Below are 25,959 nucleotides of genomic sequence, written 5' to 3' on the forward strand. Positions count from 1 at the left end.
CCCTGAAGTCCTAGCCGGGACACCGAAGAACAAGTGACCCACCAGGAAGGATTCAGAGGTCACTTCTCTGCTGTTTTCCGGTGCCATGTGCTCGCCGGAGACAAGATGGTGCGCGTGACGGATATGGAGACCTTGATCAGGCAGGTGTGGAGCCCGGACGTCCGGCCGCTAGCCGCGGAGGCCTGGCGTTGCTACAACGCCGGCGCCACCCGTGCATGTATCGCCGCGACCTGGACGGCGATCACCGCCGACATCATCACCAAGCTCGTATGGATGGCCGACGACGGCGACACCCAAGCGGTGCCGTTCCGTACCACCCTGAGGAGTGCCCAAGGCAAGGGGCTGAACAAAGACGGCGTACGCGCCATGCAGGCAATTGAGGCGACGCTGCTAGACAAGGCCGCCGACTTCGAACTGATCGACTCGATCGGCGTGCGCGAACTGGAGCGCATCCGCGAGGACCGCAACCTGTGCGTTCACCCGTCACTGCGCGCCCTTGGCGACGTCTACGAGCCTCGCCCGGAAGTAGCCCGCGGTCACCTGGCCATCGCATTGAACACGCTGCTCACCAACCCGCCCACGCAGGGGGGCAAGGTACTCGACGAGTTCTCCGCCTACATCTGCGACCCATTGTTCGTGCCGACGCTTCCCCATATCCAAGCCACCTTCTTCGATCGAGTTCGCACCGCGGCCCGGTCGACGATCACCAAGTTCGCCGCCAAGCACGCGCTGCTTGAACTCGATCCCGCAGGCCGGATGCCCGCCGTCGAGCACGCCGACCGGATGGCCACGGCGTTGCTCGCCTTCGCGCAACGCGACCGGGAACTGGTCCGCGCGGCGGTGGCGGCGCAGAGTGAGCGGTTCCAGGTGCTCGACGGTGCCACGCAGTTGCGAGCGCTCGCGCGGCTCGGAGACCAGGACTTCTTCTGGAACAGCGTGGACGAGGCCTTGGGCACCCGTCTGCAGGGCATGGTGGACACGCCTGTCACCGTCTCGGAATGGGATCCGCTCCCGGCTGAGCACTCCGCCGTCATGGCCCTGATCCTCAGCCCTTTCGCGCGCGAACGGCTGCCGGTGCTGGAACCTCGGTTCACGAGCCTCTCGTGGACGCAACGCCTCTTCGTGGCCGCAGAGCGACCCGATCCATACTTCGTGCCCGCCGTGATCCAACTCATCCAGGAGGCGCCGAGCTGGCGCTCCGGCAATCAGGCTGGTTTGCTTCTTCTCCACCACGCCCCGTTCCTGACCATCGAGAGGCTGCGCACCGTGTTGGGGGCCTGGTGCGCGAACGGAGAATGCCGCCGGGCCTCCGACATGCCCGCCTTCGCGGTGCAGTTGTTCCAGGGAACCGCGCACCTTGGCCCGGAGCGGGCCCCGGTGTTTGGCGAGTTCCTGACCAAGGTCCGAGCGATCGAAGGGACTGGCGACTACTACAGCTACCCCGCGCTGGGGCAAGCCCTGAGCGCCGCTGGGTACAACCCGTCCCTGTAGGTCCCACCCTCAGTGGACCCGGCGGGTGACTTGTTCACTGGTGTCCGGGCTAGGACTCCGGGGTCTCGATATCGGTACTACCCGCTAACGTTAGCGCCCCCGATAGCGGGCCAACTCGTCCGTGAGCAGCGCGTTAGCGGTTAGCGCCTGGGTCCACCGGCACCTCGTACCGGACGTACGGCCGGGGGTCCCGGCCGGCGGGCCGCTATCGCATGTCATCGAGGAAGAGTCCACCAACCGACCGCGCGGCGTGGGCACTTCCGTGGGCGCCGGATCGGCACCCGGGGATGATCGAGGGCTCCGGCGTCCTGCCGCTCCGTGGAGCTTCGGGAGGGCTTTTCAGAGGGGAGAGGACGGCGATGCGCATCCTCGGCCGCCCCACTCCTGAAAAGCCTCTCCCTCTCATCCTAGAGAGTTGAGAGAAAACAGCGTCCGCAGCGTCCGACGCACCTTCCGTGCGGTCTCTGACCTGCGGTTTCCGTGCGGACGCTGAACAAAATGTGTAGCGCCCGCCAGTGTCCGCAGCGTCCGTAAGAGATCCCCCCTCTAAGGGAATCACCCCAGGTCAAAGCGCTCTTAGTGCAGAGCAACCATCGGACGCTCACTCCCTCGTCACGGAACCACCATGGGGGCCAGCCCCCGCAGGCAAGAGGAGCACCCCGGGCCCCGCGTGCTCCTCTTGTCTGTGCGGAGGTCCGCAAACTCTCCGCAATCGGCCGCACGGTGGACGGCGCGGTGCGAGGATGTGGCCATGACGCGCCCTCAAAGCTTCACCGTGTGGCTGAAGAGCCACGTTAAGGACAGGAACGCCATCGGCGATCTGGCCCGGGACGTGGCCTCCGATCCCAATTGGCCCTCAAGGAAGCAGCTTGATGGGCAACGGGAGTACTTGGAGAACCTGGGCGCGATGCCGCAGGCTGTGGAGACCCTTGAACGGGCCTGGGATCTGTACCGCGCGCAGGTGGACTGAACGCCTCACCCATGCTCCGAAAGCCTGCTGCTGCATAAGCTAGCAGCCCCCGCGTGCCCGAAAGCCCGGAGCCCGATTTTGACACAAGGTGCGCCCATGGACGCAGGATTGGCCGCTGTATGCGGCGCATTGGCGGGCGCGGTAGCAACCACCGGCGCCGCACTTTCAACGGGCTGGGCGCAGCGGGAGGCCGCTCGAATTGCCGCTCGATCCCAGCACCGAAAAGAGCGACTCCAGTCCCGACAAACCCATTACCGAGAATTCGTGAGTACCGCATACAAAGTGCGGGACTTGGTGAGACGCTCCACCTCTCATCGCGACTCCCATAACGTCGTGACTGAGCAATTCTCTCAAGAGCTGCAGACAGCCTGGGCAGCCCTACAGGGAGCCCGCCTTGACGTTGTTCTATCGGGTCCCGATCAAGTAAGCATTGCCGCCCAGCAAATAGAAGAGCTGGCCAGCGAGGTCACGCGCGAAGCACGAGTATTCGTCGTGATGGGGATGCTTGAAACTCAGGGCATGACAATGAGCGAGAGCGACCGGAGAGACCGCCACGATGCACTTGGCTTCGTGCAAGGTTTTGCGTCATCGATAGAAGAACAGATTCGCGACTTTGAGCGCCTTGCTCAATCCGCCCTTGAGGATGATGGAAGCGCGCGATCTAGCCGCTAAAGGCTGCCCCGCATCAGGGCAGCCGTGTCCCGATAGGGCCAGGCTGTGAAGGCGGGCGATATCGAACATGGCCTGGGGGACGCAACTGCCCTTGACTCTGCAGTCCCGAGAGCCCCCTCCGAGAAACACCGCGAGTGATCGAAACCGCATACGCCCCCCAGTGGGCAGAAGCCTCCCAGGAAAGAGATCCTCCGGGCGCGCGGCGTGGGCTGTGGTCTTTCTGCCCTCCGCCGCACGGGGAACGGCTTGTCGTCCACTTGTCGCTTGTCACTTGTCTTGTCGCTTGTCGCCACGCAGGTCAGAGGACCTCTCGCCGCGTTGGGTGGGCACACGGACGTCCATGCCGACAAGCGACAAGACAAGCGGCAGAGCGCCGAACGTCTGGCCGCAGACGGCGCTCATCGCAGCGCGAGCGAAGCGAGCTGCCAAGGGTCGAGCGGCCCACGGGCCGCCCCTTCTAGCCCCTCCCACAGGCAGAAGGCCGGCCGAACGCGCCGCTAGGTCTAGCAACGGGGGGCGCTAGGTCTAGCACCCCCGCTAGCAGCCAATCGGTGCCTTGACCTGCGCTCTAGCGTCTAGCAAGGAAGACGCCGGGACCCCGGTCTCAGCGCGAAACCGGGGTCCGAGGAAGGAGGAGTGCTTGCTAGTTGGGCAGAAAGCCGGGCTTCTCCTGGCCGAGCGCTCGAAGGTTCGCGAGGTACTCCTGAGCCGACGGCTCGTCGCTGTACCGGCGCTTGACCTCGGCGGCCAGCTCGCGGCTCGTCATGATGAGCGATGGGACCGACTGCCTGTCTCCCTGGAGCGCCTGTTCCCCCATGATGAGCGCCTGTTCCAGGTCACCCTCGCGGGCCGCCGTCACGCCGAGCGTCACGCGTGCCTCCGCGTTGCGCATCGGCGAGCGCTCCGTTCCATCGAAGTCCGTACCCGCACGCAGCACTTCCTCGGCAAGGTTCCGGGCAAGCCGGTCCTCGCCCACCAGGCGGTAGCAGTCCATCGAGTAGAAGTCGAACTTCGCCGGATCGACCACGAAGTGGTTGTCCAGGTTCTCCGGATGCGGCATCCCTTCGAGCAGCCGCCGGCCTTTGTCCAGCGCGACCTCGACCTGACGCCGGTCCCCGAGCCGCGCCCAAGCCTTCGCCTCCTGGCCGGCGAGCTGTACCGCCACGCCGTGGTGGGAGGCGACCTCCGCCCCGGCCTGAGCCGCGGCAATCACTCCCCGGTAATCGCCGGTTGTGAGAGCGAACCAGGCCCGCATCTCGTGAGCCCATCCGGCCACTTCCGCGTGATCCGCCTCTGTCGCGATCGAGAGCGCTGCGCGTCGCGTCGACTCGGCCGCGTGACGGTCACCAGAGTCGTACTCCACGCAGCCAACGAGGAGAGCCAGCCACCCCGAAAGGGCGAGCACTTCCCGATGCTGGGCGAGCGTGAGGCTCTTGGAGTGCAGCTCAACAACCCGGCGCAACCACTGACGGCCCTCGATGAGGAGCTGTTCGCTCGGCATGAACGGGTACTCGGAGCACAGGCGGTCCGTCGTGATCCGCAGTGCGTCGAGCGTCGCATTGTCGACGTCGGACCGATTGAGTCGGCTCACGATCTCCAGCGTCTCCATGCCGCTCGCGGCCAGGATCTCCCTGTTGCCGTCACGGCGGGAGGGCGCCGGGAAGAGCGCGTTCGTCACCGTGCCGAAGACGGCCGCGATGACCGGACGGTAGAAGTCGTTGGGGAGAGCGCCGGACTCCCAGCGCTTCCACTGCCGGATCATGCTGTCGTCGGACGGGAGCTCCGAGGGTGCGTGAGCCCGAAGGGCCCGAACGGCATCCCGTTGTGACCAGTCGCGCGCCGCTCGCTCCGCAGCCATCCGCCGTGCCCATGCGGGCCTGTCGTCGCCCATGTGCCCTCTCTTCCGAGTGCCTACCGCGAGTCTGGCCGATCGCCCGGGGGGACACGCAAGGGACAGCCAGGGGACACCGGTGCTGTCCCCTCACCTGCCGCGATGCCCCCCATGTGTCACTTACTGCACACGCTCCGTTTGCCGCATGGTGGATACAGATCAAGCACGGCCCGACTCGGAGCGCCCTTCCAGCGCTGCGACCCGTTCAGTCAACGCCTGGATCTGGGAGCGGATTTCCTTGAGCTCGTCGTTCTTATCGCCCGCCTCGCCACCGCTCACGAAGTTGCCCATGTTTCCCGCCGAGACAATCGCTCCCTCGGCGCGCAGGATCGCGAGTCCGTTCTGGATGGTCTGGCCGGCAAAGCCGAACCGGTCCATCAATTCGCGCTGCGTGGGCAGCCGCTCGCCGGGCTGCATCTTCTTGACGTCCTCACGGAGCGCATCAGCGACCTGGACGGCCTTCGGCTTGGGGATCCCAGTCACAGTCATGCCCTGAGAGTACCCACTAGAGCGAACTAGTGCACGCTATCGCACACCGCTTGACGACTAGCGTGCACTAGTGCACGCTAGTTAGTAGATGGCGCCGGGGAAACGCGGCGGAATCAGAGGAAAAGCCCTGGTCAAAGACCTAGGGCAAGCAGGGAGCGGCGCTCGCGGCCAAGCAAAGTCACCGCTCCCCGACCCACGAAGGGGTACAACTATGATGCCTGGATCCCTCGCTCTTCGTTCGGTCAGTCGCCCGGTCGGCAGTCACGTCGACACGTTCGGCGACGCGGACCCGAACGAGCCGGTACGGATCAGCGTCCCCATCACGGCGCACGTGTCGTTCGCGGAGCTGCTGACGCTGCTCGTGACCACTCCGGGCGTGTGCCTGACGTACGCGGACCTGGTCAGGGACGACGTGGTGCGTGACTCGGTGCGGTTCGCGCTCATCTCCACGGACCTCCTGTCTCTGGACCAGCGGTCCGAGCACGTCATGGCCGTCTACCAGGGCAAGGTGCCCGGAAGCCGCGCCCTGTCGTTCGAGTACCTGCAGTCCCTCGGCTCCGCGATCACCCGCGCGTTCGGGCTGGAGGCGGCGCTGTGACGATCGCACCCGAAACCCCGCTGAACCTGACCACGTCGGCGCCTGAGCGGAACATGCGACTCGCGGAGGCCGTGGTGGAGGCCGGACTGACCTACGCCGAACTCGCCGAACGGCTCCAGGTGGACCCGAAGACGGTGGAGCGCTGGGTGAACGAGCCCGGCCGGCGCCCGTACGCCCGTCACGCCCACGCGGTCGCCCGGATCCTGGGTACGACCGTGTGGGAGCTGTGGCCCGCCCGCCAGCCGCAGGAGACGGCCCCGCAGACGCCCACCGTGGTGCCCGTGCCGCCCGTGCTGCTGGCCGCCGCGCGGGACGCGCTGAGCCGGGTCGACAACCTCGACCTGGGCAGTGCCAGCCCGACCGCGATGGCCATGCACCTGGGCTCGCTCTCGTCCGCACTGCGGACCGTGCTCGACCTGGTCGACGTCTCCGGGGTGTCCGCGTGAGCCTGCACGCCCGACCACAGCTCAACTCCGCCCGCCGTCGCAGCCGCAAGGCACAGATCGCGGCCCGCGACGGCTGGCGGTGCGCCTACTGCCGGCACCGCTTCCGCGACCTGCGGGAGGCGACGATGGACCACGTCGTGCCCATCTCGCTCTACCGCACGTGGTCGGTCAGCGCGCTGGTGCTCGCCTGCCTGCCGTGCAACCGGGCCAAGGCCGACCGACTGTTCCTGTCGCTCGCACTCCTGCTGGTCTGGTCGGCCGACCCGACGTTCACGGGTGTTCAGCCGACGAACGGCCCGACCGGTCGGGCGTTCACGGCCGACGGGTCGGCGTTCACGGGGCCCGATCGGTCGGCCGACTCCGACCCGATCCGACTCCGACCCGAGGAGGTCGACTGGTTGATGCTCGCGCGGCTCGTTCACGCCCGTTCGACCACCGCACGGTCTACCCCTGACCAGACAAAACACCAGAAGTCGGAACAGCGTGGGGTACGGGTCGGTCGACTCGACTCCCACCGCCGTACGGCCCGGATGAACACCTGTGAACGGTCGACCGATCGAGGGGTGAGCGCGTGAACAGCAGCGTCCAGCACATGAACGGCCAGACCCGACCGATCGATCCCAACCAGCCGGCCGACCCAGCCCCGGTGAACACCAGGCGGTCGACCGTGAACAAGCGCCCGGCTGCCGACGACGGCGGCAAGAAGCCCTCGGCGGCCGTGCGGCTCGTCCAGCTCGCGCGGGAGCGGTACCGTTTCGTGATGTCGGCCGACGGCCGCCCGTACGCGGTCGCGATCGACGGCCCGAACGTCGTCCTGCCGTTCAAGGGACGTGCCGGGCTGCGGCAGCGACTTGCCCGGCTGTACGCGGAGACGTACGAGAGTGACGTGGCCTCCCAGTCCGCGCTCGCGGACGCCATGACGGTCCTGGAGGGCATCGCAGAGGACGACGACCCGGTGCCGGTGCACCTGCGGGTCGGTCAGGACGACCTCGGCACGATCGTGGTCGATCTGGGCACCGCCGACGGCCGCGCGGTGACTGTGTCGGCCGGCGGCTGGCACATCGTTGACCGCTCGCCCATCCTGTTCCGCCGCTCCGGAGCCATGGCACCCATGCCCGCACCGGCGCTTCTGGGAGACGGACTGAACATGCTCCACAGCCTGTTCAACATGAATGAGTCCGCCTTCCGGCAGCTCGTGGCCTGGCTGATCGCCGCGTGGATCCCGAACATCCCGCACCCGGTCATCACCTTCAAGGGCGAGCAGGGCACAGGGAAGTCGAAGACCGCGCAGATGGTCGTCAACCTGGTCGACCCCTCGCCCGCGGCGAAGCGCTCCGCTCCTCGCGACCTCAAGGCGTGGTCCATTCAGGCGTTCAACTCCTGGGCCCTGTGCCTGGACAACGTCTCCGCCATCCCTGGCTGGCTGTCGGACACTCTGTGCAAGGCCGTCACGGGCGACGGGTTCGTGGACCGGCAGCTCTACAGCGACGACGATGTCGTGGTGGTCTCCTTCCGCCGCGTGCTGTCCATGACCACGATCGACGCGGGAGCCTTCGCCGGGGACCTGGCCGAGCGGCTGCTGATGCTCGAACTCCAGCTCATCGATCCCTCGCGGCGCCGGAGCGAGGAGGAGCTGGACACCGCGTTCGAGACGGTGCGGCCAGCCGTCCTGGGCTCACTGTTTGATCTGCTGGCCACGGTTCTGGCGGTACTACCCCACGTGAAACTGGACTCGCTACCGCGCATGGCCGACTTCGCCCGGGTGCTCGCGGCCGTCGACCAGGTCATGGAGTGGAACACCCTGGACGACTACTTGGCCGCCTCCGCGACCGTCGCCGGAGACGCACTGGAGGGCGACCCGTTCGGCTCCGCCGTCGTCGCCCTGGTCGAGCAGTGCGGCACCTGGACCGGCACCGCCGCCCAACTCCTGGAGCACGTCCAGGCCCCGGGCGGCATCCGGCCGCCCACCTGGCCCAAGGACGCGACCCGCGCCGGCGGGAAGATCCGGCGCCTCGCCCCGCTCCTGCGGACCGTCGGGATCACCGTGGACGACACGCAACGCAGCCCGGACCGGCACCGCCACAAGCTCCTCGTGCTGACCCGGACCGACCTCCCCGGGGAGACAGCGTCCGCACCCCCGACCGGCTCCCTGTGGCCCGACGTACCCCCGATCGGACAGGGCCACAGGCCCTCTGACCAGTACTGACGATGTCGGACCGGGCCGCGCACCAGCGGCCCGGACACGGCCGGAGCTGCGGACGCTACAGCCGTCCAATGCCCGCAGCGTCCGCACCAGAGTCCGCAACCCTCACCCATCCGACCTGCGAAGACTGATCGGTGCGGACGCTGGGACGCTGCGGACGCTGAAATGCAGCAATTCTCCAGGACGGCCACCGGCACCACTCCCACCTCGCCCCGCGACGGACACGAGGAGTCACCCAACCCCATGGCCAACGAGCCGATCGAGACCCTGCGCGCCGGACTCCCGGACCGCTACCTGACCCCCGAGGACATCGCCTCGATGTTCTCCGTCCCCATCGAGACCGTCTACCGCTGGCGCAAGCAGCGCACCGGCCCGCCCGGCTTCCGCGTCGGCCGCCACGTCCGCTATGACCCCGCCGCCGTCCGCACCTGGGTCCAGCACCAGGAAGCCGCCGACACCGCAGCATGACCCGCCGGCCGAGCGGGAGGTAGAGCCCCCTCCCGCTACCCGTGACGGCGTCACACCCCGGTCACACCCCACCGTCACACTCTCGCCGGAGCCGCTCAGGTAGAGGGCCCCTCTACCCCGGTAGAGGGGGCGGTAAAGGCCACTGACCTGCGAGGTAAGGCGGGTAAAGGGGGCCCGTCACGGCCGTGACTCCGCCCGTCACACCCCCGTCACGGGCAGGGAGGCACCAGGGAGGCAGGGAGAACTCCCTCACCGCCTCCCTGGCCCGCCTCCCTGCCAGTGACCTGCACAAACCCACATCCAGGGAGGCAGGGAGGCACCCTCCCCAGCCACCCCACAACCCCTCCACAGCCGCTTCCACGGCACCCCCATGCCTCCCTCCCTGAGGGCAGGTACGCCACCAACCGAGAGGACACAGCCCACATGGCTGGCAGCATCCAAGACCGTTGGTTCAAGACCGAGACCGACGCCAACGGCAAGACCGTCCGCACCAAGACCGCCCGCCACGGCAGCGGCCTGCGCTACCGGGCCCGCTACTTCGCGCCTGACGGCACCCGGAAGTCCAAGTCCTTCGCCGACGGGCAGAAGCGTCTCGCCGAGCAGTGGCTCAGCAGCATCAGCGCGGACGTGGCCCGGGGCCAGTACATCGACCCGAACGCGGCCCGGACGACCTTCCAGGAGTTCGCGGAGGGGTGGCTGGCGAGCCAGAGCGGCGACCCGAACACCAAGGCGTCGATGCAGTCCCAGCTCAAGCTGCACGCCTTCCCGCGGATCGGGACCCGCCCGCTGGGCTCGTTCCAGCCGAGCCACATCCGTGAGTTCGTGACGCAGCTCGAAGCCTCCGGCATGTCCGGCTCGTACGCGCGCGTCATCTTCTCCAACGTCCGCGCCATCCTGAGCGCGGCCGTCGAGGACGGCTGCCTGCCGCGGAACCCCTGCAACTCACGCACCGTGACGCTCCCGGAGATGGGCGCGCGGCGTGTGGTTCCCTGGCTGCCGGAACGGGTCTTCGCTATGCGCGCCGCCCTGGTCGAGCGGTTCCAGCCCATGGTGGACGTGGGCGCCGGATGCGGTCTCCGGCAGGGCGAGATCCTCGGACTGTCCGTCGAAGAGCTGGACTTCGACAACGCCACGCTGCACGTCGTACAGCAGCTCAAGCTGAGTCTGAGTAAGCCGGTGTTCGCCCCACCGAAGGGCGGCAAGCTGCGTGACGTCCCCCTGCCCGACCCGGTGGTGGACGCGCTCAAGGCTCATATGAAGCTCTTCCCGCCGGTGGAGATCACGCTGCCCTGGATGCGCGCCGGCGGTCCGCCTGTGACCAAGCGACTGCTCTTCACCGGCCCGCTGGGTGGGCACGTCTGGCGCACGTCACTGAACGAGGACCACTGGAAGCCGGCACTGGCCAAGGTGGGCGTCATCCCCGCGGCGAAGAGCCGGGAACACACCGCCGCGCGAGAGCACGGCATGCACGCCCTGAGGCACTTCTACGCCTCGGTGCTGCTGGACGCAGGCGAGAGCATCAAGGCCGTCAGCGAGTACCTGGGGCACTCTGACCCGGGACTCACGCTGAAGGTGTACGCCCACCTGATGCCGAGCAGCCGGGACCGCGCACGGCAGGCGCTCGGCAGGGCCCTGAGGCCTGACGACTCTCCGCGCTGAGGGCCCAGCGTGGGCCCAGAGCGCGAAAATGCCCCTGATCTGCACCATAAGAGCAGGTCAGGGGCATGATCGCTTTTCCTACTTCTTCTTGCCCTGGTTCTTCACGGCCTCGATCGCCGCGGCGGCGGCGTCCGGGTCGAGGTAGGTGCCGCCGGGCTTCAGCGGCTTGAAGTTCTCGTCGAGCTCGTAGGCCAGCGGGATGCCCGTCGGGATGTTCAGGCCCGCGATGTCCGCGTCCGAGATGCCGTCGAGGTGCTTGACCAGGGCGCGCAGGCTGTTGCCGTGGGCGGCGATCAGGACCGTGCGGCCGGCCAGCAGGTCCGGGACGACGCCGTCGTACCAGTACGGGAGCATGCGCTCGACGACGTCCTTCAGGCACTCGGTCTGCGGACGCAGCTCCGGCGGGATCGTCGCGTAACGCGCGTCGTGGGCCTGGGAGTACTCGTTGTCGTCGGCCAGCGGCGGCGGCGGGGTGTCGTACGAGCGGCGCCACAGCATGAACTGCTCCTCGCCGAACTCGGCGAGCGTCTGCGCCTTGTCCTTGCCCTGCAGGGCGCCGTAGTGGCGCTCGTTCAGGCGCCACGAGCGGTGGACCGGGATCCAGTGGCGGTCGGCCGCCTCGAGGGCGAGCTGCGCCGTGCGGATGGCGCGCTTCTGGAGGGAGGTGTGGAGCACGTCGGGCAGCAGACCGGCGTCCTTCAGCAGCTCTCCGCCGCGCGCCGCCTCCTTCTCGCCCTTCGCGGTGAGGTTCACGTCCACCCAGCCGGTGAACAGGTTCTTCTCGTTCCACTCGCTCTCGCCATGGCGGAGGAGGATCAGCTTGTACGGTGCGTCGGCCATGCGTCCGAGCCTAGACGACACCCGACGATTGACGCGCACCGTCAATTCGCTGGCGTCCGGCGTATGAGATGCGTAAGTTTCAACACCGGTAAGAGGGACTTACGTAGCACCAGGGGGCGGCCTCACATGTCCATCGATTCGCTCATACGATCGGCTCGCGAAACGGTCTCGGGACTTCCGGGTGGCTTCTGGTGGCTCTGGCTGTCGACCTTGGTCAACAGGACCGGGGCTTTCGTCCTGACTTTCCTCTCCCTCTATCTCACCGTCGAGCTCGGGCACTCCGCCTGGTTCGCCGGAGTCGTCGTCGCCCTCCACGGCCTCGGCGGCGTCGCCGGCTCCGCGCTCGGCGGCTTCCTCACCGACCGCTGGGGCCGCCGCCCCACCATGGTGAGCATGCACCTGGCGGCCGCCACCTGTGCCCTGCTGCTCGCCTTCGTCACCGCCCCCTGGGGCATCGCCGCCATCGTCCTGCTCATGGGCGTCGCCATGCAGGGCGTCCGGCCCTCCATCAACGCGACCATCGCCGACATGGTGCCCGCGCACGACGTCCGCCGCGCCTACGCCCTCAACTACTGGGCCCTCAACCTCGGCTTCGCCGTCGCCGCCATCGGCGGCGGCGCCGCGATCGTCCTCGGCTACCGCACGCTGTTCCTCGTCGACGCCGCGGCCACCGCGCTCTGCGCCCTGATCGTCTTCCTGCGGCTGCCCGAGACCCGGCCCGAGGCCGCGGTCGACCAGACGACCGGCAAGGCCCTCGCCGAGCCCGAGGTCGGCGTCCTCACCGTCCTGCGCGACGCCCCGTTCCGCACCCTGGTGCTGCTCAACCTGTTCGTCTGCGTGGTCTTCACCGCCCCCTGGATCGGCCTGCCGCTGACCATGGCGGGCGAGGGCCTCGGCACCTCCGCGTACGGTGCCGTCATCGCCGTCAACGGCGTCGTGATCGTCGCCTTCCAGCTGCTGGTGAACAAGGTGACGGACAAGCGCTCCCCCGCGCTGCTGCTGAGCGTCTCCTCGCTCCTCTTCGCGATCGGCACCGGCGCCACCGCGCTGGCCGGCTCGTCGGTCGCCTTCGCCGCCACCGTCGTCGTCTGGACGATCGGCGAGATGGTCCACGTCCCCACCAACGCCGCCGCCACCGCCCGGCTCGCCCCGGAGCACGCCCGCGGCCGCTACCAGGGCGTGATGGGGATGTCGTGGGCCGTCGCGGGCACCGTCGCGCCGCTGCTGGCCGGCTGGATCGTGGACGGGCCCGGGCCGGACGTGCTGTGGATCGCCTGCGCCGTGATCGGCGTCGCCGCCGCGGTCGGCTACCAGACCCGGCTGCGGTCCGTCCTCGCCGACGCGGAGGAGGACGCGCTGGTCGCGGCGCCCGCCGCCGCTCCGGTGGCCACCGGCACCCCGGGCGTGGAAACCGCCGCGGACACCGGCACCGGCACGACCGTCGCCGCCTCGGCGGCTCCCCCCGCGGACACGGTCAGCGCCTCCTGACGCTCCGTCCGCTCCGTACGCGCACCTTCCCCAGAAGGGCCCAGAAGGGTCAGCCCGCCGGCCGGCCCTTCTGGCCGTTCTGCGTCAGGTTCTTGAAGGCGTCGAGGTTCCGCGTCGACTCCCCGCGCGACACCCGCCACTCGTACTCGCGCCGGATCGCCGTCGCGAAGCCCAGCTCCAGCAGCGTGTTGAAGTCGCCGTCCGCCGCCTCCAGGACCGAGCCGAGCAGCCGGTCCAGCTCCTCCGGCGTGACGGCGGTCAGCGGCAGCTTGCCGGCCAGGTAGATGTCGCCGAGGGCGTCGATCGCGTAACCCACCCCGTACAGCTTGAGGTTGCGCTCCAGGAGCCAGCGGTGGACGCCCGCCTCGTTCTCGTCCGGGTGGCGGATGACGAAGGCGTTGAGCGAGAGGGAGTGGCGGCCGATCCGCAGCGACAGGGTCGTGAAGAGCTTGCGGGTGCCGGGGAGCTTGACCACGTAGGAGCCCGCCTCGGGGGACTCCCACTCCAGTTCCGCGTCCTTGAACGTGTCCACCATGATCTCGGCGATCTCGGCGATCCGCCGGACGTCCGCAGCCTCAGCCATGGTGCGAGCGTACGCGACGCCGCTGCTCGCGCAGCCGGTGGTCGTGCATGGCGGCCGTGTACACGTCGGCCGTCCCGGACGCCGCCGTGTCCCAGCCGAACGAGCCGGCGTGCCGCGCCGCCGCCGCGCCCATGGCGGCGGTCAGCCCCGGGTCCTCGGCGAAGCGGCCGAGCGCGCGGGCGTAGTCGGCCGGGTCGTGGCCCTGCACCAGGAAGCCGGTGACCTCGTCCCGTACGGCCACGGGCAGGCCGCCCACCGCGGCCGCGACGACCGGGGTGCCGGCGGCCTGCGCCTCGATGGCGACGAGGCCGAAGGACTCGCTGTACGAGGGCATGACCAGCACGCTGGCGGCCCGGAACCAGTCCGCGAGCCGCTCCTGGCCGACCGGCGGGTGGAAGCGGACGATGTCGCCGATGCCCAGCTTGGCGGCCAGCTTCTGCAGCCCCTCCGGCTTGGCCAGGCCGCTGCCGCTCGGGCCGCCGACGACCGGCACCACCATGCGCGAGCGCAGCGACGGGTCCCGCTCCAGGAGCAGGGCCGCGGCGCGCAGCAGGATGTCGGGGGCCTTCAGCGGCTGGATGCGGCCGGCGAAGACCGGGATGAAGGCGTCCGCGGGCAGCCCGAGCCGGGCCCGGGCGGCGGCGCGGCCGTCGGCGGGGCGGAAGTGGTCCAGGTTCACGCCCGGGTGGACGACGGCGATCTTGGCCGGGTCGGCCTCGTAGAAGCGGGCGAGCTCGTCCGCCTCCTCGGCCGTGTTGGCGATCAGCCGGTCGGCCGCCTCGACGATCTGGGTCTCGCCGATCACGCGGGCCGCGGGCTCGGGGGTGTCGCCCTCGGCGAGCGCCGCGTTCTTGACCTTGGCCATGGTGTGCATGGCGTGGACGAGCGGGACGCCCCAGCGCTCGGCGGCGAGCCAGCCGACGTGGCCGGAGAGCCAGTAGTGGGAGTGGACCAGGTCGTAGTGACCGGGCCGGTGGCCCGCCCAGGCCTGCATCACGCCGTGCGTGAAGGCGCACAGCTGGGCCGGCAGCTCTTCCTTGGCGAGCCCCTCGTACGGGCCCGCGTCCACGTGCCGCACGAGCACGCCGGGGGCGAGCTCGACGACCGGGGCGAGGCCGCCGGTGGTGGCCCGCGTGAAGATCTCGACCTCGATGTTGATCGCGGCCAGCCGTTTGGCGAGCTCCACGATGTAGACGTTCATGCCGCCCGCGTCGCCCGTGCCGGGCTGGTGCAGGGGGGAGGTGTGGACACTGAGCATGGCCACGCGGCGCGGGGTGCGGTGCCGGCCGGGAAGCCGGAGCCGGGGCGGCGCCGCCAGGGTGCCGGCGAACCGGGACACGTACTGGCTCACGTCGGCGGTCCTTCCGCTGTCGGGCATGGCATCGGGCATGACAGAGGGAGGGCCTGCTCTGCCCTCCAGCCGCGACAACACCGGAATCCGGGGTTTCATTTCCGCCACGCCACCCGCTTTGCCAATTCATTACGAGGGTTCACCCGGAAGCGGCAATGGATCACACCCCCGCAACCCCCACAGCCCCACAGCCCCCACGCCCCCCACGTACACCTGAGCGCGTGGGGCCGGGCCTCGGCAGCGCTTAGGCTCGTTCCATGGCCCCCCGCACCACCCGACCCGCCGCGACCCGCCCTGTCGGCACCATCACCCGCGGGACCACCAACCCCAACCGTCTGCGCCGCCAGGACCGCTGGATCGCCGCCGCGCACAGCCCGGCCCTGCGCCGCTCCGCCGCACCCCCGGTCGCCGTCGACCTCGGCTACGGGGCCGCGCCCTGGACGCCGGTCGAGCTGCTGGCCCGGCTGCGGACCGCCGACCCCCGGGTGAGCGTCGTCGGGGTCGAGATCGAGCCCGCCCGGGTCGCCGCCGCGAAGCCGTACGAGTGCGAGGGCCTGGCCTTCCGGCACGGCGGCTTCGAGGTGCCGGTGGCCGGCGAGGTGTCCCTGATCCGGGCCGCGAACGTGCTCCGCCAGTACGACGAGGACCAGGTCGCGGACGTCTGGGAGCGCCTGTGCGCGCGGCTCGCCCCCGAGGGGCTGCTGGTGGAGGGGACCTGCGACGAGATCGGGCGGCGGCACGTGTGGGTGGCGCTCGACCGGAGCGGGCCGCGGACGGTGACCTTCGCCACCCGGCTCGGCTCGCTGGACCGGCCGTCCGACCTGGCGGAGCGGCTGCCGAAGGCGCTGATCCACCGGAACGTGCCGGGCGAGCCCGTGCACGCCTTCCTGCGGGACTTCGACCGGGCCTGGGCGGCGGCCGCCCCGTACGCCTCGCTCGGCGCGCGGCAGCGCTGGATCCGTTCGGTCCGCGACCTGGCGGCGGACTGGCCGCTGACGGACGGTCCGCGGCGGTGGCGGCAGGGCGAGGTGACGGTGCGGTGGGAGGCGCTGGCTCCGCGGGGCTGAGCGACGGGCCGTCGAACGCCGGCCGAATTCCCTCCGATTCCCTCCGATTCCCCCCGCGCGGGGAACGCGCCGCCCGAAACGATCGTCCCTCGTGGGGGGAAGTGACCCGACAGGCCCGGCTTTCCCCTGTTGCTTTCGTGTTTCGCGTGGCACCATCACCAAGGTCACGACCAAGTTACTGACGGTAAATCAGATTTCGGCCATCGATTCGGCCATCGACGTGGGCCATCTTGAGGGGGAGCCTGTGAACCGACGCCGCCATGCCATCGCCACGATCACCGTGGTCTGCGCCCTGACGGTGCTGGCATCACCCGCACTCACCCTGCAGGCCGCCGCGGCCCCGCTGCCGCCGCTGCCGCCGAGCCAGCCGAAGAAGACCCTCGAAGAGGTCCGCAAGGAGATCGACGGCCTCTACCGCCAGGCCGCCGCCGCCACCGACGCCTACAACCTGGCCGAGGAGAAGGCGGACGAGCAGTCCGACGAGATCGTGAAGCTGGCCCGGATGATCGTCGCCGGCAACGAGCGGATCGACGACCTCAAGGCGAGGGCGGGCGCCGCGGCCCGCGCCCAGTACCGCAACGGCGGGCTCCCGGACGGCGCCCAGCTCGTGCTGACGAACGACCCCCAGCTGTTCCTCGACAACGCGAGCCGCCTCAAGGAGGGCCAGAAGGCCACCCGGGACCTGCTCGGCGAGATGACCCGTACGCAGGACGAGCTCACCACGTACGCCAAGGACGCCAGCGTCAACTGGACCAAGCTGGAGGCCAACCGCCTCAAGCAGGCCAAGGCGAAGAAGGAGATCAACGACAAGATCGCCGCCGCCAAGAAGCTGGAGTCCTCCCTCGCCGCAGAGGAGCGGGAGCGGCTGCTGCGCCTGGAACAGCAGGAGCAGTACCGGGCGCAGACCGCCTGGCTCGACTCCGGCGTCCTCAAGGGCCTCAGCGACAAGGCGACCCCGGAGGGCAAGCGGGCCGTGGAGTTCGCGACGGCCCAGATCGGCAAGCCGTACGTGTGGGGCGCCGAGGGCCCGCGCTCGTACGACTGCTCCGGGCTCACCCAGAGCGCCTGGGCCAGCGCCGGCCGCCCGATCCCGCGCACCTCGCAGGAGCAGTGGCGGCTGCTGCCGCGCGTCGACATCAAGGACATGCGGCCCGGCGACCTGATCGTCTACTTCAAGGACGCGAGCCACATCGGGATGTACGTCGGGAACGGGGCGATCGTGCACGCGCCGCGCCCCGGGCGGAACGTGACGATCGCGGGCGCCGGCTCGATGGAGATCCTGGGCGTCGTCCGCCCGGGCTGACGGTTCCGGGGCACCCGCCGGCCACCAGCCGGCCGGCCCTGAGGGCCCGCGGCTCCCGGTCCGCCCGGAGGGCCCGCGGGTCCTCGCCCGTCCCGGTCCGCCCGGAAGGCCCGCGGCTCCCGGTCCGCCCGGAGGGCCCGCGGGTCCTCGCCCGTCCCGGTCCGCCCGGGGCGGCGGCGGAGGGTCCCGGCCCGGGGCGGCGGCGGAAGGTCTCGGCCCGGCCGGGGCAGCGGCGGAAGGTCTCGGCCCGGCCCGGCATGACGGATCCCGGCCGGCCCCGGGGTGACCTTTCTCATCGGTCCGCAGGCGGCTACCTCCCCATCCGCGGCATATGCCAGCGCGGATCTCCGGTCCACCGTGTGATCGCCGTTCCGCAGCGCCGCGCGGTACCGCTATGGTCGGTCCCCGGCCCTCGGGGGGAGGGAAGGAAAACCAGACCGATGCCCGTACCCGTACCGCGGCAGAGAATCGATTCTCTCCCGGCACCAGGCACCGCCACCGATCTCACGCTCCTGGTCGTCGAGGACGACCCGGCGGGCGCCCTCGCCGTACCCGAGCTGCTCGACGCCGTCGGCACCCGGGTCCGGATCCGCACCGCCCGCAACCTCACCGAGGCCGAGCGGCTGCTCACCGACGACGTGCACTGCGTGCTCGTCGACCTCGCGCTGCCCGCGTCCCGCACGGCCGACCACGACCCGCTCGCGCCGCTCCGGCACATCCTGCGGCTCGCCCCGCGCCACGCCGTCCTCGCCCTCGCCGCCTCCGCGGACGCCGAGCTGGCGGCCGAGGCGGTACGGGTCGGGGCCCAGGACCACCTCTTCCGCGAGGAGCTGGACGGGCGGCTGCTGAGCCGCGCCATCCGCTACGCGGTCGAGCGCAAGCGCGCCGACGTCGTCCAGGTCAAGCTCGCCGAGTCGCGGCTGCGCGCCCAGGAGAACGCCCGGCTGGAGCGCGGCCTGCTGCCGACCCCGCTCCTGGAGGGCTCCGACCTGCGGTTCGCCGCCCGCTACCGCCCCGGCCGGTCCCGGGCGCTGCTCGGCGGCGACTTCTACGACACCGTGCGCACGCCCGACGGCACCGTCCACGCCATGATCGGCGACGTCTGCGGGCACGGCCCCGACGAGGCCGCGCTCGGCGTGGAGCTGCGGATCGCCTGGCGGGCGCTGACCTTCGCCGGACTGTGCGGGGACGAGCTGCTGTCCACGATGCAGCAGGTCCTGGAGCACGAGCGGGAGAGCGAGGAGATCTTCGCGACCCTGTGCACGGTCGACATCGCGCCCGACGGACGGCGGGCCGGGCTGTGCCTGGCCGGGCATCCCGCGCCGCTGATCGCCCGGCACGGCAGCGTGGCCCGGCTGCTGCCGTACGAGGACGGCGGCCCGGCCCTCGGCCTGCTGCCGCGCGCCCGCTGGCCGCGCCGGCAGGTGGAGCTGGGCGCCTCGTGGAGCCTGCTGATGTACACCGACGGGCTGATCGAGGGCCGTTCGGCGGGGCCCGGTTCGCCGCGGCTCGGCCAGGACGGCATGGTCGAGATGATCAACCGGCAGCTGGCGGAGGGGCTGCGCGGCGAGGAACTGCTCGACGCGGCGGTCACCGAGGTGCGGGCGCTCAACGGCGGCGAGCTGACGGACGACGTCGCCGTCCTGGCCCTGGAACGGGAGAGGCCCCGGGGCTGACGCCGCCGGGGCCCGTGGGCCGTTCGTGAGACGGGGAGCGGGTGGTGGCCGGCACCCGAGTCGCCGGGTGACCTGACACCCGCCGTCGCCGGGTGGACCGGCCTGCGCGCCGGCCGTTTGCCGGGTGCACCGGCCTCCGCCGTCGCCGGGTGGACCGGCCTGGGCGCCGCCGTCGCCGGGTGGCTAGCGCCCGCCGTTGTACGGACCGTACGGCCCGTCGCTGCTGGAGCCGCCGCCGCGCCTGCCGCGGCCGCCGCCGCCCGAGACCTCGCGGAGCGCGGGGCGCACGTCGACCATGAAGACGATGGCGGCGATGAGCCCGGCGATCTGGAGGAAGAGCATCGGCAGCAGCAGGTTGAGCACGAGGTTGATGCCCAGCAGGATCAGCCAGAACTTCTTGGTCTGCTTCTCCGCCGCGCGGTAGGCGTCTTCGCGCGCCATGGCGGCGAACACGAGGGCGGCGACGGCGAAGCCGAGGAAGACCAGCCCGACCACCAGCCACAGAATCGAGTCGAATCCGTCGCGCAACATGCTGTGCACCGCCTAGGTGAGTGAAGTGAGCGCCTCGCGGCCAACGTACCCGTTACAACGCTCCGGACACCGGGTTTGGTGCCCGGCTCCCCCGCCCGCTACTTCTCGGCGCCCTCGACGGCCGCGGCCTTCTTGGCGGCCGCCTTGCGGGCGGTGGTCTTGCGGGCGGGCTTGGGCTCCTCGGCCGCCGGCGCGGCCTCGGCCGCCGGCGCCTCCGGCTCGGGCTCGACGACGACCGCGATCTCGATGACCTCCTCGGCGATCTCGCCGCGCCAGGCCTTCACGGTCTCCTCGCCGTGGGCGGCGAGCTCCTCGTACTTCTCGCGCGCCTTGACCGCGTACTCGGCGGCGACGCCGACCCCGCGCAGGGCCAGGTCCTGGGCCTGCTCGCCCAGCTTCTTCAGGTCGGTGTCGAGACCGCCCACGAGCTCGGCGAACTTCGCCTGCGCCTTCTCCTGGACCGCCTTCGGGTCCGTCTTCTTGACGGCCTCGATCCGGGACGGGGCCTCGGCGGCGATCTGCTCGATGAGGCCGGGCACCTTCTTGGCCTGCTGGACGGCGCGGTCGGCGGTGCCGGCGGCGAAGTAGAGGGGGGTACGGAGTTCGTCGATGATGGCCATGGTCGTGGTCCTCCCGGAGGTTTACGTCTCGGTGGGCTGCGGCGACTGGTGCGCCTGCTGCTCGGCGGCCTGCGCGGCCTCGGCGGCGTTCTCCTTGCGGAAGGAGTCGTAGATCTGCAGCAGCACCTGCTTCTGCCGCTCGTTGATCGAGGGATCGGCCAGGATGACGGCACGCGTCTCCAGCTCGTCCCGCTCCTTCTCGTCGAGGATCCCGGCCCGCACGTACAGCGTCTCGGCGGAGATCCGCAGCGCCTTGGCGACCTGCTGCAGGACCTCGGCCGAGGGCTTGCGCAGCCCTCGCTCGATCTGACTCAGATACGGATTCGACACGCCCGCGGCCTCGGCGAGCTGCCGCAGCGACAGCTGCGCGGTGCGCCGCTGTTCGCGCAGGTACTCACCGAGATTGCCGACGTTGAGCGATGCCATGCTCCGAACCCTGCCAGCCCGCGCTAACTATTGCAAGCAGGCGCTTGCAATAGTTCTGTCACAGCCCCTCCCGCCGCAGCCACGCCCCGACCGCCACGCAGTCCGCCACCGCCAGGCCCTGCCGCGGGTCCACCCGGTGGAGGAGCGCGGGGGCCGGGTGATGGGCGGCGACCCAGGCGCGGTCGGGCTCGCGGAGCTCGTCGTCCAGCCAGACGTACGGCCGCCCGGCCGCCCACACGGAGAGGGCCCGGGTCTTCCAGTGCAGTCCCGCGACGACGTCGACCCCGGCCTGCCGCCCGACCTCGCCCTCGTCCGGGAAGTCGACGACCGGCAGCGGCGGCAGCCCCAGGCGCGGGGCGAGGCAGTCGTTGGCATCGCCGCCCCAGGTGGTCGCCCAGACGAGCTCGCAGCCCAGGGCGGCGAGCCGGGGGCCGTGGGCCGGGTCGAGGCGGGCGAGGAGGGGATGGGCCCCGGGGGGCGTGGGGCCGTGGGTCGGGTACGGGCCCGGGCCGCCGAACGGGATCAGCGGGCCGTCGACGTCCAGGAACAGCAGCGGCCGGCCGGTCACTTCGCCTGCCGGGCCCTGCGGGCGTTGTGCGGGCCCTCGGCCGGGGTCTCCAGGTGGCCGGTGGCCAGGAGGTTCAGGGCGTGGAGGAGGGCGTCGCGGTCCTTGGCGGGGAGGGAGGCGAGGGCGTCCTCGTGGACCGAGTCGACGATGCGCTGACTCTGCCCGGCGACCTCGGCACCCTTCTCCGTGACCGCGATGATCCGCGCGCGCCGGTCGGTGCTCGACGGGCGGCGTTCGGCGAGGCCGGCCTTCTCCAGGGCGTCGACGGTGACGACCATCGTCGTCTTGTCCATGTCGCCGATCTCGGCGAGCTGCGCCTGCGTGCGCTCCTCCTCCAGCGCGTGGACCAGCACGCAGTGCATGCGCGCGGTCAGCCCGATCTCCCCGAGCCGGGCGGCCATCCGGGTCCGCAGGACATGGCTGGTGTGGTCGAGGAGGTAGGAGAGGTCGGGCTCGGTGCGGGCGGGCGCCATGGAGGTCATACGGCCAGGGTACCCAGGAAGCGAGACCGAGATAGATAGTCTGCAACGGAACTATCTGTTAGCGTTCTATCTGTCGCCGCGGGCCGCCCCGCACGGCTCACCCCACCCCGCCCCGCCCCGCCACGCCCCGAAAGGGAGACACCGCCATGCGCACCTCACGCTGGACCGCCCTCGGCGTCCTCGCCACGAGCATGCTGATGACGATCCTCGACGGCAGCATCGTCACCGTCGCCATGCCCGCCATCCAGGACGACCTCGGCTTCTCCCCCGTCGGCCTCAGCTGGGTCGTCAACGCCTACCTCATCGCCTTCGGCTCCCTGCTCCTGCTCTCCGGACGCCTCGGCGACCTCCTCGGCCGCAAGCGGATGTTCCTCGTCGGCACCGCCCTCTTCACCGCCGCCTCCGTCCTCGCCGGGTTCGCCGCCTCCCCGGGCGTCCTGATCGCCGCCCGCTTCCTCCAGGGCGTCGGCAGCGCGATGTCCTCCGCCGTCGGCCTCGGCATCCTCGTCACCCTCTTCGCCGAACCCCGCGAACGCGCCAAGGCCTTCGCCGTGTTCAGCTTCACCGGCGCGGCCGGCGCCTCCATCGGCCAGGTCCTCGGCGGCCTCCTCACCGAGGCCCTCGCCTGGAACTGGATCTTCTTCATCAACCTCCCCATCGGCCTCGCCGCCCTCCTCGTCGCCCTCCCGGCCCTGCCCGCCGACCGCCCCGCCACCACCCGCGGCGGCGCCGACCTGCTCGGCGCCCTGCTCGTCACCTCCGGGCTCATGACCGGCATCTACGCGGTCGTCAAGATCGAGGAGCACGGGGCCGCCTCCGCCCACACCCTCGGCCTCGGCGCCCTCGCGCTCGCCCTCCTCGCCGGCTTCCTGGTCCGCCAGGCCACCGCCGCCGAGCCCCTGATGCCGCTGCGCGTCCTCCGCTCCCGCAGCGTCGCCGGCGCCAACCTGGTCCAGATGCTGATGGTCGCCGCCCTGTTCTCCTTCCAGATCCTCGTCGCGCTCTACATGCAGCAGGTCCTCGGCTACGGCGCCGCCAAGACCGGCCTCGCGATGCTCCCCGCCGCCGCCGTCATCGGCGCCGTCTCCCTCGGCCTCTCGGCCCGCCTCATCGCCCGCTTCGGCGAGCGCGCCGTCCTGCTCACCGGCATCGTCCTGCTCGTCGGCGTCCTCGGTCTGCTCACCCGCACCCCCGTCCACGCCTCCTACGCCGTCGACCTGCTGCCCGTGATGCTGCTCGCCGCCGGATTCGGGCTCGCCCTGCCCGCGCTGACCGCGCTCGGGATGTCCGGCGCCAAGGAGGAGGACGCGGGCCTCGCCTCCGGCCTCTTCAACACCACCCAGCAGATCGGCATGGCCCTCGGCATCGCGGTCCTCTCCACCCTGGCCGCCGCCCGCACCGACTCCCTGACCGCCGCCGGCCGCCCCGCCGCCGAGGCCCTCACCGGCGGCTACCACCTCGCCTTCGCCGTCGGCGCCGGCCTGCTCGTCGCCGCCTTCGCCGCCGCCTTCACCCTCCTCCGCACGGAGAAGCCGGCCGGACGCGAGCTGACAATGGCGGCATGAGCGCCGACCGACCCGTCGCCGCCCCGCTCCGCCTCCAGACGAGGGAACGCGTCACCGCCGCCGAACTCGCCGCGGAACGCGAGGTGTCCGCACGGACCGACCGACGCGACCTCGAAGCACTCGCCGCCGCCGGTGTCCCCGTCTGCTCGACGGCGGGCGAGGGCGGCGGCCGGCGGCTCGTCGGCGGGGCCCGCACCGACCTGAGCGGCCTCACCGCCCCCGAGATCCGCGAACCCTTCCTCCTCGCCGGCCCGGAATCCGCGACCAGCCCGCGGACCCGGGCCGCGCCCGCATCGGCGCCGGAATCACCGCCCGCCACGGCCCAGCTGCTCCGGAAGCGGCTCCCGGTGCACCAGGTCCAGCCGGGACACCGCCCGCGTGAGGACCACGTACAGCCGGTGCAGTCCGCGCGGTTCGGCCGCCACGATCGCGGCCGGCTCGGCGACGACGACATGGTCGAACTCCAGCCCCTTGGCCAGCGAGGCCGGCACGAGGGACACCCGCCCACCGAACCCGGACGCGAACCCGGACCCGGCCCCGGACCCGGACCCGACAGCGGCCTCCGGAACGGAACCGGGAGCGGAACCCGGAGCGGCGGAACCCGGAACGGCGGAACCGGGAGCGGCCCCGGGAACCGGACCCTGGGCGGCGGCCGAGCCGTCGCCGTTCCCGGCGGCGTCGCCCGCCCCGTACTCCCGCAGCTCCCCCACCAGTTCGTCCGGGGCGATCACCGCCACCGAGCCCTCCTCCTCCAGCGCCGCGCGGACCGCCTCGGCCACCCCGCTCCCCAGGTCCGTCACCCGACGGACCGTCACCGTCCCGCCCCCGCGCAGCGATCGGCCGGGCGGGACGTCCGCGTCCAGGTCCGGCAGCAGCCGGTTGGCGAGGTCGACGACGGCCGCGGGGACCCGGTAGCCGGTGGTGAGCGGCACCACCTCGGCGTCCGGTTTGCCCAGGTGGACCAGTTGGGCGCGCCAGTCGCGGGCCGCCCACGGGGTGGTGCCCTGGGCCAGGTCGCCGAGGACGGTGAGCGAGCCGAAGTCCGCGCGGCGCGCGACGGCCCGGCACTCCATGGGCGAGAGGTCCTGGGCCTCGTCGACGACGATGTGCGCGTAGCCCTCGGGCCGTTCGATCAGGCCGGCCAGCTCGTCGAGGAGGACGAGGTCGGCGGCGCTCCAGCGGGCGCTGCGGTACGAGCGCGGGGGCTTCGCCCAGCGGACCGCGTCCCGTTCCGCGTCGGTGAGCGACGGAGCTCCGGCCGTGGACGGTTCGGTGAGGAAGGCGGCCAGGACCTCCTCCGGGGTGACCTTGGGCCAGCAGGCGTCGACGTGGGCGGAGAGCGGCCGGGCCCGCTCGATCCGGCGCGTCCAGGCGGCTCCGAGCGGCCCGGCCCGCCGTTCCGCGCGGAGCTGGAGGGCCCGTACGGTCCGGGCGCGGACCCGTTCGCGGCCGGTGGCGTAGGGCGGGGCCTCCTCCCGTACCGCCGTCACGATCCCGGCGATCTCGGCGGCCGGCAGCCGCCAGTGGTACGACCCGTCCGGCACCGAGAGGTCCCCGGCGGACTCCGGGTCGACCCGTGCGTACAGCGCCCGGCGCAGCACCTCGGCCATGCGGGCGTCGTGCTTGACCCGGGCCGCCGCCTCGTCGTCCTCGGCCCGCACCTCGTGGCGGGCGAGCTCCTCGCCGACGGTGGACTGGCGCACCCCGGTCTCGCCGAGCGCGGGCAGCACCTCGGCGATGTAGGAGAGGAAGGCGCGGTTGGGGCCGAGGACGAGGAGCCCGGAGCGCCGCAGCCGCTGGGGGTGGGTGTAGAGGAGGTAGGCGGCGCGGTGCAGGCCGACGGCCGTCTTGCCGGTGCCGGGGGCGCCCTGCACGCAGATCGAGTCGGCGGGCCCGGAGCGCACGAGGTCGTCCTGCTCGGGCTGGAGGGTGGCGGCGATGTCCCGCATGGGGCCGACGCGGGGGCGTTCGATCTCGCCGGTGAGGATCGCGCCCGCGCCGGTACCGCCCGCCCCGGACGCACCGGAGCCGCCGGACACACCGGAGCCGCCGGAGCCGCCGGAGCCGCCGGGGTCGCCGGGGTCGCCGGCCGTCAGCCGTTCGTCCTCCAGCGCGGTGAGGTCCTCGGAGGCGCCCAGGCTGTTCGCCGCCCAGCCGAACCGGCGGCGCCGGACGACGCCCTGCGGATCCTGGGGCCCGGCCTGGTAGTAGGCGCGGGAGACGGGCGCCCGCCAGTCGACGACGAGCGGCGGGGCGGCCGGGTGCTCGGCGACGCGGCGGCGGCCGATGTGGTGCACCTGGCCGTCCTCGCGGTCGAGGCGGCCGAAGAAGAGGGGGCCGGGCGGCTGCTCGCGGAAGACCTTGGCCCGGCTGCGCAGATGGCGGCCGAGGGCTTCGGCGTCGGCGCCGGAGGCGGCGGTGTCCTCGCCGACGACGACCTGTTCCTCGACGTCCGCGGTCATCCGGGCGAGTGCGGCGCGGCAGGTCTCGTGGTGGCCGCGTTCCTTCAGGAGTTCATGGTCGAGCGGCTTCATGGGTCCAGGATACCCAGAAACGTTACTCAGTTACATTT

The 25,959-nt window shown here is 71.3% G+C and carries 25 protein-coding genes and 1 pseudogene; 15 read left to right on the plus strand and 11 right to left on the minus strand.

All coding sequences use genetic code 11. The features are described 5' to 3' along the window. Positions 1-33 precede the first annotated feature (33 nt). The 3 genes from ABD981_RS18645 (at position 34) to ABD981_RS18655 (ending at position 3,133) form a co-directional block, all read left to right on the plus strand. Complete coding sequence (locus ABD981_RS18645; RefSeq protein ID WP_131723879.1) at positions 34-1,491, plus strand: hypothetical protein; 1,458 nt, start codon at positions 34-36, stop codon at positions 1,489-1,491. 751 nt (positions 1,492-2,242) lie between these two features. Next, complete coding sequence (locus ABD981_RS18650; protein ID WP_046908633.1) at positions 2,243-2,461, plus strand: YozE family protein; 219 nt, start codon at positions 2,243-2,245, stop codon at positions 2,459-2,461. A 333-nt stretch (positions 2,462-2,794) separates the two neighbouring features. Further along, positions 2,795-3,133 carry a hypothetical protein gene (locus tag ABD981_RS18655; protein WP_131723878.1) on the plus strand — a complete coding sequence of 113 codons (339 nt, stop codon included), beginning with the start codon at positions 2,795-2,797 and terminating at the stop codon, positions 3,131-3,133. Positions 3,134-3,776: 643 nt separating this feature from the next. On the opposite strand, the gene ABD981_RS18660 is transcribed toward ABD981_RS18655, so the two are convergent. Both ABD981_RS18660 and ABD981_RS18665 read right to left on the minus strand, forming a co-directional pair. After that, positions 3,777-4,895, minus strand: coding sequence for an NsdA family TPR-like regulatory protein (locus tag ABD981_RS18660; RefSeq protein ID WP_240495274.1), 1,119 nt, complete (start codon positions 4,893-4,895; stop codon positions 3,777-3,779). A 288-nt stretch (positions 4,896-5,183) separates the two neighbouring features. Next, on the minus strand, positions 5,184-5,513 hold the full coding sequence (locus tag ABD981_RS18665) for a GntR family transcriptional regulator (RefSeq protein WP_046908605.1): 330 nt from the start codon (positions 5,511-5,513) through the stop codon (positions 5,184-5,186). A 211-nt stretch (positions 5,514-5,724) separates the two neighbouring features. On the opposite strand from ABD981_RS18665, the gene ABD981_RS18670 reads away from it, so the two are divergent. From ABD981_RS18670 to ABD981_RS18695, 6 genes are all read left to right on the plus strand, one after another. Beyond that, positions 5,725-6,111 carry a hypothetical protein gene (locus ABD981_RS18670; RefSeq protein WP_046908604.1) on the plus strand — a complete coding sequence of 129 codons (387 nt, stop codon included), beginning with the start codon at positions 5,725-5,727 and terminating at the stop codon, positions 6,109-6,111. Then, positions 6,108-6,557 (plus strand): helix-turn-helix transcriptional regulator, encoded by a 450-nt coding sequence (locus ABD981_RS18675; RefSeq protein ID WP_046908603.1) that lies wholly within the window; start codon positions 6,108-6,110, stop codon positions 6,555-6,557. The genes ABD981_RS18670 and ABD981_RS18675 overlap by 4 nt, the downstream gene beginning before the upstream one ends. Further along, positions 6,554-7,132: an HNH endonuclease gene (locus ABD981_RS18680; RefSeq protein WP_123954591.1), complete on the plus strand. Its 579-nt coding sequence runs from the start codon at positions 6,554-6,556 to the stop codon at positions 7,130-7,132. The genes ABD981_RS18675 and ABD981_RS18680 overlap by 4 nt, the downstream gene beginning before the upstream one ends. Further along, entirely contained in the window at positions 7,129-8,763 is a 1,635-nt protein-coding gene (locus ABD981_RS18685; RefSeq protein ID WP_046908602.1) for a hypothetical protein, read from the plus strand. The genes ABD981_RS18680 and ABD981_RS18685 overlap by 4 nt, the downstream gene beginning before the upstream one ends. A 240-nt stretch (positions 8,764-9,003) precedes the next feature. Continuing rightward, a complete protein-coding gene (locus ABD981_RS18690; protein ID WP_046908601.1) occupies positions 9,004-9,228 on the plus strand; it encodes a helix-turn-helix transcriptional regulator in 225 nt (74 codons plus the stop codon). Between the two features lie 423 nt (positions 9,229-9,651). After that, a complete protein-coding gene (locus ABD981_RS18695) occupies positions 9,652-10,887 on the plus strand; it encodes a tyrosine-type recombinase/integrase (RefSeq protein WP_046908600.1) in 1,236 nt (411 codons plus the stop codon). Between the two features lie 78 nt (positions 10,888-10,965). Here the strand turns inward: ABD981_RS18695 and ABD981_RS18700 are convergent, their stop codons facing one another. Beyond that, complete coding sequence (locus ABD981_RS18700; RefSeq protein ID WP_046908599.1) at positions 10,966-11,727, minus strand: phosphoglyceromutase; 762 nt, start codon at positions 11,725-11,727, stop codon at positions 10,966-10,968. 126 nt (positions 11,728-11,853) lie between these two features. On the opposite strand from ABD981_RS18700, the gene ABD981_RS18705 reads away from it, so the two are divergent. Continuing rightward, positions 11,854-13,215, plus strand: coding sequence for an MDR family MFS transporter (locus ABD981_RS18705; protein ID WP_046908598.1), 1,362 nt, complete (start codon positions 11,854-11,856; stop codon positions 13,213-13,215). Between the two features lie 49 nt (positions 13,216-13,264). On the opposite strand, the gene ABD981_RS18710 is transcribed toward ABD981_RS18705, so the two are convergent. Beyond that, positions 13,265-13,798 (minus strand): type III secretion system chaperone family protein, encoded by a 534-nt coding sequence (locus tag ABD981_RS18710; RefSeq protein ID WP_046908597.1) that lies wholly within the window; start codon positions 13,796-13,798, stop codon positions 13,265-13,267. After that, positions 13,791-15,149, minus strand: coding sequence for a D-inositol-3-phosphate glycosyltransferase (gene mshA / locus ABD981_RS18715; protein ID WP_046908596.1), 1,359 nt, complete (start codon positions 15,147-15,149; stop codon positions 13,791-13,793). Before mshA ends, ABD981_RS18710 begins: the two co-directional genes overlap by 8 nt. A 257-nt stretch (positions 15,150-15,406) precedes the next feature. On the opposite strand from mshA, the gene ABD981_RS18720 reads away from it, so the two are divergent. The 3 genes from ABD981_RS18720 to ABD981_RS18730 all read left to right on the plus strand — a co-directional run bounded on the left by ABD981_RS18720 (position 15,407) and on the right by ABD981_RS18730 (position 19,195). After that, positions 15,407-16,216: a hypothetical protein gene (locus tag ABD981_RS18720; protein ID WP_046908595.1), complete on the plus strand. Its 810-nt coding sequence runs from the start codon at positions 15,407-15,409 to the stop codon at positions 16,214-16,216. 244 nt (positions 16,217-16,460) lie between these two features. Beyond that, a complete protein-coding gene (locus ABD981_RS18725) occupies positions 16,461-17,519 on the plus strand; it encodes a C40 family peptidase (protein ID WP_046908594.1) in 1,059 nt (352 codons plus the stop codon). Positions 17,520-17,959: 440 nt separating this feature from the next. After that, on the plus strand, positions 17,960-19,195 hold the full coding sequence (locus ABD981_RS18730) for a PP2C family protein-serine/threonine phosphatase (protein WP_046908593.1): 1,236 nt from the start codon (positions 17,960-17,962) through the stop codon (positions 19,193-19,195). A 183-nt stretch (positions 19,196-19,378) separates the two neighbouring features. On the opposite strand, the gene ABD981_RS18735 is transcribed toward ABD981_RS18730, so the two are convergent. The 5 genes from ABD981_RS18735 to ABD981_RS18755 all read right to left on the minus strand — a co-directional run bounded on the left by ABD981_RS18735 (position 19,379) and on the right by ABD981_RS18755 (position 21,822). Beyond that, positions 19,379-19,726, minus strand: a complete 348-nt coding sequence (locus ABD981_RS18735; protein WP_046908592.1) for a DUF2516 family protein — start codon at positions 19,724-19,726, stop codon at positions 19,379-19,381. 98 nt (positions 19,727-19,824) lie between these two features. Beyond that, positions 19,825-20,346, minus strand: coding sequence for a hypothetical protein (locus ABD981_RS18740; RefSeq protein WP_046908591.1), 522 nt, complete (start codon positions 20,344-20,346; stop codon positions 19,825-19,827). Positions 20,347-20,367: 21 nt separating this feature from the next. Then, a complete protein-coding gene (locus ABD981_RS18745) occupies positions 20,368-20,772 on the minus strand; it encodes a helix-turn-helix domain-containing protein (protein WP_046908590.1) in 405 nt (134 codons plus the stop codon). A gap of 58 nt (positions 20,773-20,830) precedes the next feature. Continuing rightward, entirely contained in the window at positions 20,831-21,340 is a 510-nt protein-coding gene (locus ABD981_RS18750) for an HAD domain-containing protein (RefSeq protein ID WP_046908589.1), read from the minus strand. Beyond that, complete coding sequence (locus tag ABD981_RS18755) at positions 21,337-21,822, minus strand: MarR family winged helix-turn-helix transcriptional regulator (RefSeq protein WP_046908588.1); 486 nt, start codon at positions 21,820-21,822, stop codon at positions 21,337-21,339. The genes ABD981_RS18750 and ABD981_RS18755 overlap by 4 nt, the downstream gene beginning before the upstream one ends. A gap of 146 nt (positions 21,823-21,968) precedes the next feature. On the opposite strand from ABD981_RS18755, the gene ABD981_RS18760 reads away from it, so the two are divergent. Further along, positions 21,969-23,387, plus strand: coding sequence for an MFS transporter (locus tag ABD981_RS18760; RefSeq protein ID WP_046908587.1), 1,419 nt, complete (start codon positions 21,969-21,971; stop codon positions 23,385-23,387). Beyond that, positions 23,384-23,539, plus strand: a pseudogene (locus ABD981_RS18765) (HTH domain-containing protein); the annotation flags it as partial. The gene ABD981_RS18760 and the pseudogene ABD981_RS18765, both read left to right, overlap by 4 nt. A gap of 153 nt (positions 23,540-23,692) precedes the next feature. On the opposite strand, the gene ABD981_RS18770 reads toward ABD981_RS18765, so the two are convergent. Next, a complete protein-coding gene (locus ABD981_RS18770) occupies positions 23,693-25,921 on the minus strand; it encodes a HelD family protein (RefSeq protein WP_046908586.1) in 2,229 nt (742 codons plus the stop codon). Between the last annotated feature and the right edge of the window lie 38 nt (positions 25,922-25,959).

Source organism: Streptomyces showdoensis, from assembly GCF_039535475.1.
GTDB lineage: Bacteria > Actinomycetota > Actinomycetes > Streptomycetales > Streptomycetaceae > Streptomyces > Streptomyces showdoensis.